Origin of the sequence: Pseudoalteromonas sp. MMG013, from assembly GCF_018100885.1 — a bacterium.
GTDB classification, from domain to species: Bacteria; Pseudomonadota; Gammaproteobacteria; order Enterobacterales; family Alteromonadaceae; genus Pseudoalteromonas; species Pseudoalteromonas aurantia.
Genome location: NZ_JAGJEE010000053.1, coordinates 1 through 14947 on the forward strand (window position 1 = coordinate 1; position 14947 = coordinate 14947).

The 14947-nt window shown below is 45.7% G+C and carries 3 protein-coding genes; all 3 read left to right on the top strand.

The features are described from left to right. Positions 1 to 4698 (top strand): non-ribosomal peptide synthetase (locus J8L98_RS24035; protein ID WP_210998579.1); only part of this gene is annotated, 4698 nt, incomplete at its 5' end. Next, complete coding sequence (locus J8L98_RS24040) at positions 4695 to 13523, top strand: type I polyketide synthase (protein ID WP_210998580.1); 8829 nt, start codon at positions 4695 to 4697, stop codon at positions 13521 to 13523. The genes J8L98_RS24035 and J8L98_RS24040, both read left to right, overlap by 4 nt. A 20-nt stretch (positions 13524 to 13543) precedes the next feature. Then, positions 13544 to 14947: condensation domain-containing protein (locus J8L98_RS24045; protein ID WP_210998581.1), on the top strand; the 1404-nt coding region annotated here is incomplete at its 3' end.

Consider the following 14947-nt stretch of genomic DNA (forward strand, 5'->3'; position numbering starts at 1 on the left):
AATTTCTTTGAACTTGGTGGAGATTCAATTCTAGGTATTCAGGTGATCAGTAAGACACATCAATACGGTCTGAACCTTTCTGTCCGTGAATTATTTCAATATCAAAGTGTTAAGGCTCTGAGCGATTTTATTAGAAGCAAGCCAACAGAGCTACCGCTTACTCCTTGTGCCACGTCTGAACCTTTTGCCTTATCTCCTATGCAAGCGTGGTTTTATTCACAACGATTCCAGCAACCTGAACATTTTAATCAATCGCAACTCATTAAGGTACAAAGTGCATTATCATCAGCACAACTTCAAATGCGATTACAAATGTTGCTCGAACATCATGACGTCTTTTCATTAGATATAGGAAGTGACTCTTTACCTACACAACAAGTTTATACAACCAATCGAAACTATGCACAGCAGATCATATTGCTTGATTTAAGTGCGGTCTCAAGTGAGCAACAGTTCGAAAGAGTCGAGCAAGAATGCCAACAGATCCAGATGCAGCTCGATTTAGAGCAAGGCATTTTATGGCAAGTATGTTTGTTTTATTTAGGTCATGGTGAACATTATGTATTCCTATGCTCTCATCATTTGTTAATCGATGGTGTTTCTTGGCATATCTTACTTGAAGATATCACAACCTTATTGGGTTCTAACAGTCATGAAGCGCTTGCGGCTAAAACCCATTCGTTTCAACAGTGGGTAAATTACTTAAACAACTGGAATGAAAGCCAAGAGGGAGTTCAACAGTTAGCGTATTGGTGTAACTTAGCTGCCAAGTTACCAAAGGCGGTGGGCAATGCCAAAGCAGAGGCTCGCGACAAAGCCCATATTTCTAGTCTGAGCTGGCAAGTTCCTGTTACGCAGTTAACGGGCCTTTGTGAGGTAGGAAATAGCGACCAACAGTCGCTGTTGTTAGGTGCCTTTAGCAGTGCTTTTAGCCAAATTGATACGCACGAATACCTTCTAATGAATTTGGAAGGTCACGGGCGAGATGTGCCAGCGCCACTGAATTTGAGCCGTACCGTAGGGTGGTTCACTTCCATGGTGCCGTTGCTAATTGATTGTCGTTCAAATACGAATTTTGAGCGTCATTTAGACATCGTTAACCAAGCTGTCGCTGATTTACCACCGTGGCGAAATGGTTATGGTGTTTTACGTTACAGTCAAAATATTCCTGAATTAGCTGACATTAAACCCAAAGTAGTGTTTAACTTCTTAGGAACTGTGCACAGCAATAAAGCGAGTGACGGAGCAACTGAACAACCGGTCATTGAAAGAGTTAATTTGGCGAATGTCAGCGACATTGCATCAACTAATATCGACGAACATCATATAGCGCTTAATTTGGTTATCATACATGGCAATTTACAGTGTCAATGGCGTTATCGCAGTGATGTGTATCAGCATAGAGATATAGAAAAAATTCAGTCTATCTTTACATCGTTGCTGTCTAACTCAGTTCGTGTTTCTAATGACGAAATTCAACCAAGTGAGCCTAGAAAACTACCGCTTACACCACTACAACAAGGCATATTTTTCCACTCTTTATATGCACCTAGTGCGGTGATATATCACATCCATCTCGGAATAGATATTGGCTCACGCATCGATTATTCTTTACTCAATGAAGCTTGGCGCATAGTAAAAGAGCGTCACGACATGTTGAATATGGTGTTTCGTCTACATCAAGACCAGACACCATATCAAATGAGAGCCGCTGAGAGTGAGCAGTCGAAATTACAGCACAATGATTTAAGCCTTTGCACAGAGCACGAGGCCAAAGCACAGTTGTTGACCTTGATTGAGCAGGATAAGCAATCACCATTTGAATTAATGGACAGGGTGCCAATGACGCTGAGGTTGGTTCAGTTGCCCACAGGGCGAGCTTACCTTAGCTGGACTTACCATCATTTATTGTTAGATGGCTGGTCAACCTCAATTGTGCTGTCAGAATTAATACAAGCGTATTCAGCACTGGTAAGTCAGTCTGCAGTGGGACTCCCCGTGGTTGCCACCCAATTTGCTAACTATGTTGATTATATTGAACAGCACTCTACAGAACAAATACATCAATATTGGCAAAATTATTTAGCGGGCGTATCAGAACCAACTGTATTACCAATCGTATCAAATGAAGAGGTTTCCACAGCGCCTAGTGCACATACTGAATACAAAATCACATTATCGGATGAGCAGACAAGCGGCTTGAGAGCGTTTGCGCAAGCACATCGTGTAACTTTAAACACGGTTGTCCAAGGAGCGTGGGCTGCATTAATCTCATCTTATTCTAACGAGCTTGATGTTGTGTTTGGTGCAACTGTATCAGGGCGCTCTAACGCAAACATAGACTTGCAGTCATTAGTGGGTGTGACGATCAACACCTTACCTGTTAGAGTTAAGCTGTCTCTTGAAAACGCAGTAAGTGATTGGTTACAAAAGATTCAAGAACATCAAGCTGAGCATCTTAACTATGAAACATCTCCGCTTGTTGATATACAGCGCTACAGTGAGGTCAGCAATGCAAGCACTTTATTCAACAGTATTGTGGTGTTTGAAAATTATCCCATAGCTCAGGGGCTCAAGAGTGCGTTGACAGATATTAATATTGATGGGATCGATGTTCACGAACGGACTCACTATCCTATCAGTTTGATGGTGGTGCCTAAAGAACGATTGGAAATGACGTTGGTGGTCAACCAGCAAATTCTAAGTCAGTCAATCGCGAAAGAAATGGCTCAGTCTTTGGAGCTAATATTAAAAAACTTGCCGAAAAAAGATACGGTATTGGCACTTCTTCAAGTAACTTCTCCAAACGTTGTTAACGCAGAAGAACCAGACCAAAAGGTATCAACGGCATGTGTACTTGATATGGTGTACGAACAAGCCGTTCGTTACCCTAGTCGTCATGCGATATCTGGTCACTCGGCTATCGGACAAGCACAAGTATTTTACTACAATACACTAATGTCGTCGGTTGAGCAGTTAGCACAAACGTTGGCTGCCAATGGAGTGACCAGTGGGGATGTGGTCGCAATTCAGTTACCTAGAACACCACAAACCGTTGTTGTGATGCTCGCATTGTGGCGAGTTGGTGCCGCATACTTACCCATAGAAATTGATGCGCCAACTGAACGAGTAGAGTTTATGCTCAAAGACAGTGGAGCAGTGTTTGTGGTACAAAGCCAAGGCAGTGTACGTAGTCAATTGCAGTTTGTAGGTACAAGGCTGTTATTGGAAGAACTGATAGCCCAGCCTGTTGTAAGCCGCACCGCCTTTGAACGTAAGTCCTTTGACACAAATAAAGCCGCTTATATCATTTATACCTCAGGCACTACGGGACATCCAAAAGGCGTAGAAGTAAGTCACCGTGCACTTGCTATTTTCTTAAATGACATGCGAAAGCGCTTGCGAGTGACTGAGCAAGACAAATTGTTAGCAGTTACAACATATTGTTTTGACATATCAATTTTAGAGTTGTTTTTACCACTTATTTGTGGCGCTCAGGTTGTGCTGTTATCCAGTGACCAGATGCAAAATGGTGCCTCCCTAGCAACACAGATAGATGCGCATGATATTACATTTATGCAAGCGACCCCTGCAACTTGGCACTTGCTCTTGGAAAGTAACTGGTCAGGTAAACCTGATTTAATTGCCTTATGTGGTGGTGAGTTCTGGTCGATGGAACTGGGGAGAAAACTTGATAGTAAGGTTGCACAACTATGGAATATGTATGGTCCGACAGAAGCGACCATCTGGGTGGCTGCATCTGAGGTAGACACGAAAGCTGAGAAAGTTTTTATTGATGGTACCGTAGAGGGTGCATCGTTGCATGTTTTGTCGCGTGCTGGGTTACCGGTTCCAGAAGGTGGCGTTGGAAAGTTATTTATCGGTGGAGACACCTTGGCGAATGGTTATCGAAATAACCCCCAGTTGACTGAAGAAAGGTTTTTGCCAAATCACTCCTATCTGGGTAGGCGGCTATATGATACCGGTGACCTAGCGAGGATCATGTCTGAGGGACGTATTCAATTTCTCGGTCGTGAAGATGACCAAATCAAGTTAAGAGGATATCGACTAGAGCTTGGTGAAATTGAAAGCACCATCCTTAAACACGAAAGCGTTGCGCGTGTAGCCATTGTTATAAAAGACCCCGGATTTGCTAGTGCTACCTTGGTGGCGTATTTGGTTATGTATGAACAATGTGAATTGGACACCGTACAGCTTAGTGAGTTCGCGAGCCAGTTTTTGCCAGGGTATATGATCCCCAGTTTGTGGTTCTCGCTCGATGCCTTGCCGCTTAACAGTAATAACAAAGTAGACAAAAAGCTGCTTGTCGCAAGACAAGATATCCGACAACTTGAGCGATCACGAACGGCAGCAAAATCAAAAACTCAGCAATCATTATTGCAGTGTTGGGCGGAAGTTTTAGCGTGTTCACCTGATGAAATCAGCATTCATGATAACTTCTTTGATATTGGCGGAAACTCTCTGCTGATGGCCAAATTGGGTCGCAAGATAACGAATGAATTTGGTAGAGAAATTGGTTACATGGATTTATTTAACTACCCAAGTATCGCTTTGTTTTCACACTTTATTGATGCAGAACCTAAAGCAGAGTCGATTGTTCAGGTCGATACTTCTCGCGCAGTTAAAAAGCGTCAAGCGTTAGCACAACAGCAAAGAATGAATAGAAGAAGAAAATGAGTAATTTTGAACAACAGGATATGAGTCAAACCATTGCTATCATTGGTATGTCAGGCCGCTTCCCTGGGGCACGCGATGTGTCTCAGTTTTGGGAGAATATAGCACAACAAGTGGAAAGTATTACCCCTAAAAGCTCACAGGCAAAGCCGGCGTCGAAAAGTGATAACGGACAATCGCACTTTGTCGATGTTTCCAGTGGTATAGATAATATCGAAATGTTTGACGCATCCTTTTTTGGTTATACACCAAATGAGGCAAAAGCAACTGACCCACAGCATCGTATTTTACTAGAAACGGCATACAACGCATTTGAAGATGCGGGTTATGTTGCGTCGGAGTTTGATGGGTTAGTTGGTGCGTTTGTTGGCATAACCGCTAGTAGTTATTTTCATAGAAACATTCAAACCAACACAGAGCAAAGCGCCAAACTAAATGCCCATCATATTTTGATCGGCAATGATAAAAGTTTTGCCGCGACACGTTTGGCGTTCAAAATGAATTTAACTGGTCCTGCGATGAGTGTGGATACAGCTTGTTCAACGTCTTTGGTGGCAGTACATCAGGCATGTAAGAGTTTATTGACGTATGAATGTGATATGGCGCTGTCAGGTGGCGCCTGCGTGACCGTGCCAAGTGAACAAGGGTATCACTATCAACCTGGAGGGATTCTATCACCAGACGGCCACTGTCGACCTTTTGATGCACAAGCACAGGGTACCGTACCGGGTAACGGGGTTGGCATGGTGGTGTTAAAGCGTTTGGAAGATGCGCTCGCTGACGGTGATCAGGTGTACGCAGTGATCAGAGGTTCTGCGGTAAACAATGATGGTGCGGTTAAGGTTGGTTTTACAGCGCCAAGTGTAAAAGGGCAGGCCGCGGTAGTAGCTGAGGCGCTGGGTGCAGCACAGGTATCAGCAAGAAGTATTGGTTATGTTGAGGCTCATGGTACAGGCACACGACTAGGAGATCCGATAGAAATTGCTGCACTCAGTCAGGTACACCGCGCAGAATCACAAGACTCAAGCTATTGTGCGTTAAGCTCAGTCAAGGGAAACATTGGACACTTGGACACGGCAGCGGGCATAGCTGGGTTGATCAAGGCAGTTCAGGCGTTACGACACAAGCAGTTACCACCGAGCTTACACTTTACGCAAGGTAATCCAGAGATAGATTTTGCCAGTAGTCCATTTTACGTCAATAACTCATTAAAGGCATGGGATACGCAAGGTGAGCCACGCAGAGCGGGCGTGAGTTCGTTTGGTATAGGGGGCACTAACGCTCATGTGATTTTAGAAGAATCCCCGCGCAGGGAGGTATCTGAAGCAGGACGAGCGCAGCAATTATTGGTGCTATCAGCCCGAAGCCAAACAGCGCTAGAGGCGCAGCGGGAACAGCTAATCACATATTTACGTGGTAGCCAAGAGCGCTTGTCAGATATAGCGTATACCTTAAAAGTAGGTAGAGAAAACCACCCTTACAAGGCCTCGTGGGTATGTCATGGTACAGCACAGGGTGCAGCGCAGCAGATAAGCAGTGAAGCGATGAGTAGTGTGTTGAGTGAAGGACACCCAGAGCGGATTTTCATGTTCTCGGGGCAAGGGAGTCAACATAGAGGCATGGGGCGAGGTCTGTACGAGTCAGAAGCGGTATTTAAGGCAGCTTTAGATGAATGTGCAGATAAGTTACAGGCGTATTTAGGATTAGATATCCGAGCAGTGTTGTTTGGCGAAGATGCGACAGAAACACAATTGGAACAAACACGACTGGCACAACCGGCACTATTTGCAGTGGAATATGCGTTAGGCAAACAGTGGATACATTGGGGAGTGGAACCGGATGCCATGATAGGCCATAGCATAGGAGAATATGTTGCGGCCTGTTTTGCGGGTGTAATGAGTTTGGATGATGCGCTTAAGTTAGTGTCAGCCAGAGGTCAATTGATGCAGCAAGCACAACCGGGTGCTATGTTATCGGTATCGTTGGGAGAGTCGGAGTTAGCGGCACAACTGGCAGATGACTGTTCAATTGCAGCGGTTAATGGCCGTAGTTTGAGTGTAGCGGCGGGGCCTGAGGGCTCGATAGCGGCTTTAGGGACAAAGTTAGAAACACAAGGGGTCTCGGTAAAACGTTTAAAAACATCACATGCGTTTCACAGTCAGATGATGGATGAGGTTTTAGACGCGTTCACAGATGTGGTGAGAGGTGTTACTTTGCACCCACCAACACGTCGTTACATCTCAAATGTGACGGGTGAGTGGATAAATCCAGAGCAGGCTACGTCCGTACAATACTGGGTTGAGCATCTGCGTCAGCCTGTTCACTTTGCGCGAGGGTTAGACACGCTTTGTACTGAGCAGGTAGACCGAGTATTGATTGAAGTTGGGCCTACAAATGTGTTGTGCCAGTTGGCTAAGAAACACATTAAAGTACCAGCGTTGATCACTCACAGCGCTGGGCTGTCAAAGTCTACTGATCAGGATAGAGAGTTGATAACAAAGGCGCTTGGGCTAGTTTGGCAAAGTGGTGTCGACGTAGATTGGCACGCTTACTATGAAGCAGAGCAGCGTCAACGTGTTTCACTGCCGGGGTATCCGTTTGAACGTCAGCGTTATTGGATTGAAGCCACAGAAACGGCTCTACCAACGATTGATGCACATCAACAAACACCAATATCGCAATGGTTCTATAGCCAGCAATGGCATAGGCAACCGAATATACAAGCGGTGTCATCAGAGGCTAAGAGAGTATGGTTGCTACTGATGGATGACAGTGGCCTTGCAGATGCTTTAGCAAGCAGGCTTGAAGCGCATAATCAACGTGTGATCCGTGTTAGTCAAGGGGCTGCATTTTCGGTAGATACACAGGCAAAAGCGTTTAGCTTAAATAGGAAGAGTAAGCAGGACTATGTGAGCCTAGCGTCGTCATTAGAGGTAGAAGGTGAGCTACAGGTTGTGAGCCTGTGGGGCATTGATGAAGTTGCGCATAGTGATACAAGTGATTTTTGTAGTGCGGTGTACCTTGCGCAAGGGCTGGCCCAGTGTGGGCATAAAGCAGCGCTCCATTATGTTGGAAATGGTGTGCATCGCGTAGATGGTAATGAAGCGTTACAACCACATAAGGCCATGATATTGTCGGCCAGCAAGGTCATTAGTCAGGAATTAAGCGGTGTTCGCAGTAGATACCTAGATTTAGGGGGAAGCAGCACAGAGGCAGTATCTTATACTGATGTGCTATTACAAGAGCTGCTGAGTGATTGGCATAACGATGACATTGCGTTTAGAGCAAAGCAGCGCTGGAAAGCGGAGCACGCATCATTACCACTGAGTGCCCCAAGTACCAGTCATTTTAAGGCCGGTGGCGTATATCTGATAACTGGAGGGCTTGGCAAAATAGGGCAAGTTCTAGCGGCTCACATCGCAAAACAAGGTGCACAGGTCATCATCACAAGTCGCAGAGCCAAAGCGGATACCCCATTGAGCTTAGAGGGTTTGGTAGACAGTGGCAGCGTTGTGATAAAGCAGGCAGATGTGTGTGATCTAACGCAGATGCAAACATTGCTCGCATGGATAAAACAACACTATGGCAGTTTGACGGGCGTACTACATGCAGCGGGTACATCAGGTCTTGATGCTTATAAAAAGCTTAATGAAGTCAGTGAAGAAGAATTTATTGAGCTCAGTAAAGCAAAAGTGTTGGGGGCTGAAGTACTGGCTGAAGTTTTACACAATGCAGAGTTAGACTTTGTGTTGTTGTTTTCTTCGTTGTCCTCGGTTTTAGGCGGCTTTGGCCATAGTATGTATGCTGCTTCAAATCAATTTTTAGATACGTTTGCGATAACACAATCAAGTCAATCTGAGACCCGCTGGGTATCGGTCAACTGGGACCAATGGCAATTTGAAGAGGCTGAATATGACCCAGCAATGGCGTTATTAAACAAATTCTCAATGTCTGTGCAGCAGGGCATTGACGCATTGGAGTATATTCTCTGTGATGATCAGGCAACGCAGGTTATTGTCTCAACTGCGTCACTCGCATCGCGCATAACGCGCTGGTTAAAAAATACTTTGTCATTGAGTGGCACTGAAGAACTCACACCTAATGTTGAGCATCAGCAGCAAGCCATGAGTCAGGTTCAAATTGAATCTGAAGTAAGAGGTATATGGCAAACTGTATTAGGAGTGTCTCACATTGATCGTAACGACAACTTTTTTCAGCTAGGTGGAGATTCGTTATTACTGATACAAGTGCATCGGGTGTTAAAAGAGCGCTTCTGCTGTCAACTTGAGATCATTGACCTATTCACTTACTGTACCGTAGAGGCTTTAGCTGAGGCACTACTTGAACAGCAACCAGCAGAACAGCTAGCGCCTTTACAGCGCAATGAGGTTAACTCTGATCAACGAATAGCTGTGATTGGTATGTCGGGGCGCTTCCCTGGGGCGCAAGATGTAGAACAGTTTTGGCAAAATATTGCCAATCATGTTGAGTCAATCACGCCATTTTCCGGCGACCTTCAGCGTTCGAATTTGGTTAATGTCACAAGCACGATTGACAATATAGAGGCATTTGATGCGGATCTGTTTCGATTCAGTGCATCTGAAGCTGAATTGACCGATCCACAACAGCGAGTACTATTGGAGACTGCTTGGCACGCTTTGGAGGATGCCGGCTATGGTAAAGCTAATACACGCAAAAAGACGGGAACTTTTGTTGGTCTTAGCAGTAGCAGCTATTTATTGAATAACTTGCTGCGCCAAGGTTTGGTGTCAGATCCTGCACTGAAAATGCAAATAAGGATTGGTAATGAGAAGGACTTTGCGGCGAGTAGACTCGCTTTCAAATTACAGTTAACGGGCCCTGCGATCAGCTTAAATACAGCTTGTTCAACGTCTTTGGTGGCAGTACATCAGGCATGTAAGAGTTTATTGACGTATGAATGTGATATGGCGCTGTCAGGTGGCGCCTGCGTGACCGTGCCAAGTGAACAAGGGTATCACTATCAGCCTGGAGGGATTCTATCACCAGACGGCCACTGTCGACCTTTTGATGCACAAGCACAGGGTACCGTACCGGGTAACGGGGTTGGCATGGTGGTGTTAAAGCGTTTGGAAGATGCGCTCGCTGACGGTGATCAGGTGTACGCAGTGATCAGAGGTTCTGCGGTAAACAATGATGGTGCGGTTAAGGTTGGTTTTACAGCGCCAAGTGTAAAAGGGCAGGCCGCGGTAGTAGCTGAGGCGCTGGGTGCAGCACAGGTATCAGCAAGAAGTATTGGTTATGTTGAGGCTCATGGTACAGGCACACGACTAGGAGATCCGATAGAAATTGCTGCACTCAGTCAGGTACACCGCGCAGAATCACAAGACTCAAGCTATTGTGCGTTAAGCTCAGTCAAGGGAAACATTGGACACTTGGACACGGCAGCGGGCATAGCTGGGTTGATCAAGGCAGTTCAGGCGTTACGACACAAGCAGTTACCACCGAGCTTACACTTTACGCAAGGTAATCCAGAGATAGATTTTGCCAGTAGTCCATTTTACGTCAATAACTCATTAAAGGCATGGGATACGCAAGGTGAGCCACGCAGAGCGGGCGTGAGTTCGTTTGGTATAGGGGGCACTAACGCTCATGTGATTTTAGAAGAATCCCCGCGCAGGGAGGTATCTGAAGCAGGACGAGCGCAGCAATTATTGGTGCTATCAGCCCGAAGCCAAACAGCGCTAGAGGCGCAGCGGGAACAGCTAATCACATATTTACGTGGTAGCCAAGAGCGCTTGTCAGATATAGCGTATACCTTAAAAGTAGGTAGAGAAAACCACCCTTACAAGGCCTCGTGGGTATGTCATGGTACAGCACAGGGTGCAGCGCAGCAGATAAGCAGTGAAGCGATGAGTAGTGTGTTGAGTGAAGGACACCCAGAGCGGATTTTCATGTTCTCGGGGCAAGGGAGTCAACATAGAGGCATGGGGCGAGGTCTGTACGAGTCAGAAGCGGTATTTAAGGCAGCTTTAGATGAATGTGCAGATAAGTTACAGGCGTATTTAGGATTAGATATCCGAGCAGTGTTGTTTGGCGAAGATGCGACAGAAACACAATTGGAACAAACACGACTGGCACAACCGGCACTATTTGCAGTGGAATATGCGTTAGGCAAACAGTGGATACATTGGGGAGTGGAACCGGATGCCATGATAGGCCATAGCATAGGAGAATATGTTGCGGCCTGTTTTGCGGGTGTAATGAGTTTGGATGATGCGCTTAAGTTAGTGTCAGCCAGAGGTCAATTGATGCAGCAAGCACAACCGGGTGCTATGTTATCGGTATCGTTGGGAGAGTCGGAGTTAGCGGCACAACTGGCAGATGACTGTTCAATTGCAGCGGTTAATGGCCGTAGTTTGAGTGTAGCGGCGGGGCCTGAGGGCTCGATAGCGGCTTTAGGGACAAAGTTAGAAACACAAGGGGTCTCGGTAAAACGTTTAAAAACATCACATGCGTTTCACAGTCAGATGATGGATGAGGTTTTAGACGCGTTCACAGATGTGGTGAGAGGTGTTACTTTGCACCCACCAACACGTCGTTACATCTCAAATGTGACGGGTGAGTGGATAAATCCAGAGCAGGCTACGTCCGTACAATACTGGGTTGAGCATCTGCGTCAGCCTGTTCACTTTGCGCGAGGGTTAGACACGCTTTGTACTGAGCAGGTAGACCGAGTATTGATTGAAGTTGGGCCTACAAATGTGTTGTGCCAGTTGGCTAAGAAACACATTAAAGTACCAGCGTTGATCACTCACAGCGCTGGGCTGTCAAAGTCTACTGATCAGGATAGAGAGTTGATAACAAAGGCGCTTGGGCTAGTTTGGCAAAGTGGTGTCGACGTAGATTGGCACGCTTACTATGAAGCAGAGCAGCGTCAACGTGTTTCACTGCCGGGGTATCCGTTTGAACGTCAGCGTTATTGGATTGAAGCCACAGAAACGGCTCTACCAACGATTGATGCACATCAACAAACACCAATATCGCAATGGTTCTATAGCCAGCAATGGCATAGGCAACCGAATATACAAGCGGTGTCATCAGAGGCTAAGAGAGTATGGTTGCTACTGATGGATGACAGTGGCCTTGCAGATGCTTTAGCAAGCAGGCTTGAAGCGCATAATCAACGTGTGATCCGTGTTAGTCAAGGGGCTGCATTTTCGGTAGATACACAGGCAAAAGCGTTTAGCTTAAATAGGAAGAGTAAGCAGGACTATGTGAGCCTAGCGTCGTCATTAGAGGTAGAAGGTGAGCTACAGGTTGTGAGCCTGTGGGGCATTGATGAAGTTGCGCATAGTGATACAAGTGATTTTTGTAGTGCGGTGTACCTTGCGCAAGGGCTGGCCCAGTGTGGGCATAAAGCAGCGCTCCATTATGTTGGAAATGGTGTGCATCGCGTAGATGGTAATGAAGCGTTACAACCACATAAGGCCATGATATTGTCGGCCAGCAAGGTCATTAGTCAGGAATTAAGCGGTGTTCGCAGTAGATACCTAGATTTAGGGGGAAGCAGCACAGAGGCAGTATCTTATACTGATGTGCTATTACAAGAGCTGCTGAGTGATTGGCATAACGATGACATTGCGTTTAGAGCAAAGCAGCGCTGGAAAGCGGAGCACGCATCATTACCACTGAGTGCCCCAAGTACCAGTCATTTTAAGGCCGGTGGCGTATATCTGATAACTGGAGGGCTTGGCAAAATAGGGCAAGTTCTAGCGGCTCACATCGCAAAACAAGGTGCACAGGTCATCATCACAAGTCGCAGAGCCAAAGCGGATACCCCATTGAGCTTAGAGGGTTTGGTAGACAGTGGCAGCGTTGTGATAAAGCAGGCAGATGTGTGTGATCTAACGCAGATGCAAACATTGCTCGCATGGATAAAACAACACTATGGCAGTTTGACGGGCGTACTACATGCAGCGGGCCAAACAGGAGAGCAGGTAGCAGTGACCGCTGAGAAGTTCGTGGGTGAGGACGGCGTCAGTCATGATCCTAAGATACAAGGCACGTTAAACCTCTACACTTTATTTGAGCAAGAAACCGTAGACTTTGTGGCTCTTTTCTCTTCAATTTCTGTTCACGTTGGTGGCCCCGGATATTTAAAGTATGCAGCAGCAAATCAATATATGAGCAACTTTGCTCTGTGGGCTAATTCTAGAGGTCAAGAACACTGGTTGTCGATCGAATGGGATACATGGCTGACATCTCAAGATCAAGAAATTAAACGACTATCACGTTCCATACCGGTTATGGAAGCGCATGAGGCATGTGCAGCATTGGACTGGGCATTACAGGTGAAGCAACTTGGTCAGGTTATTGTGTCAGTAGCTGACTTAGCAAAGCGAATTAAAGCTGCCACGTTAGCGCCACAGGCCAGACCTACAAAACCAAGTCCATCTACAAGAAGGATAGGGCTGCCTGCTTATGTGCCACCGAGCAATGAAAGTGAAAAAACGGTAGCAAGCGTGTGGCAGACATATTTTGCTGATTGTGAAATAGGTATTCATGACAGCTTCTTTGAGCTTGGAGGTGATTCTTTAATGGCACTGAGGATCTGTAGTGAGCTATCTGAGCGACTTGAGCTTGATATTCATGTAACACAAATGATTGAACATCCCACAGTTCAAGCGCTTTCAGAAGCTTTAGATCTAAATATTAAGGAGCCATCGCAATCAAAAGGACAGCATGAGCTATCAGTTGAGCAAAATGATGACTTAGAAGATCAGATTGCTGAGCTAACAGACGAAGAAGTTCAAGCGATGCTTGATGAAATGATGACAAATGGGTAATGAGTAAGGTAACTATGACAATGGAATCATCTAAATTAGCGCACCTTTCTAGTGAACAAAAAAGACAGTTGCTAGCAAAGTTGTTGAAAGAAAAGCAGATCAAATCATACCCATGCTCATATGGTCAACAACGACTGTGGTTTATTAGCGCAATGCAGCAAACGAGTTCTGCATATAACATTTCTTCAGTGTTTGACATGCAAGGTTCAGTTGACCCAATTTTAGTAGAAGAAAGCTTTAAGTCTGTTGTTGCACGCCATGACGCGTTACGCACCTCGTTCAAACAAGTTGGCAACGAAGTAAAACAGCAAGTTCATCAGCAATTTGAAGGGTTATTTGAGTTTATAGACTTAAACTGTGTCAACGCGCAAGACGAAGTGTTGGAGCGGGAAGTATCGGATTTAACAAGGCATGAGTTTGATTTAACATGTGCACCGTTGACTAAAGTTAAACTTATCCAGTTAAGTGACAATCGCTTTCGCCTAGCCCTTGTCATTCACCATATTATCTCAGACGGATGGTCTGTAAACTTGATAATGCAGGAGTTTGTTGCTTTTTATCAGGCGTTGTCTCGCAATGAAGCAGCACACGTAGCGCCACTGGCAAAGCAATATCCTCAACTGATTGAAGAGCAGTTAGCTCAACCACACCAAATGGATGAGTCTTTGGCATATTGGCTTGATGTGATGGCTGATGCGCCTCCGCTGCTAGAGTTGCCGACTGATTTTTCTCGACCGCCTATCCAATCATCCAATGGAGGCAGCCACCACTTTAGCATTAGTGAGGAAGTGATCACTCCGTTGAGAGTTCTGGCTAATCAGGCACAAACGACTTTGCATAATTCTCTCCTGACTGCTTTCTATATGTTGCTTAATACCTATAGTGGTCAGCAAGATATTGTGGTTGGCGTGCCAGTAGCGGGTCGCTACAATCGCTTGCAAGAACAGCTGGTTGGTTTTTTCGTCAACAATATTGCGTTGCGAAACAAGGTGGTGGGAAATGAGAGTTTCTTAGTACACTTGCACCGCGTCAAAGAGAGCACCTTGCAGGGTTATCGACATCAGATTTTACCATTTGATCGACTAGTTGAAGAGGTAAACCCAGAGCGTAGTTTGGCTTATACCCCACTCTTTCAGGTGATGTTTGTTTGGCAAGTAACAGGGAGTAATACGCTGTCGTTACCTGATATTCATGTTAATGAGCATCATGGCCATAATGATACAGCCAAGTTTGATCTAGTATTGTTTATCTCAGAAACCTCTAGGGGTGTTGAAGCGCGCATCGAATATCGCAGTGATTTGTTTAAAGCAAGCACCATTGAGCGAATGGGGCAGCACTTTGTCCAGCTTTTACACTCCATTGTGGACGCTCCAGAGCAAGCGGTCAATACGTTACCAATGCTGACTGAGACAGAAAAAAACACT

Coding starts and splice junctions, on each gene's coding strand:
- J8L98_RS24040 (WP_210998580.1), top strand. CDS start 4,695: ATGAGTAATTTTGAACAACAGGATATGAGTCAAACCATTGCTATCATT.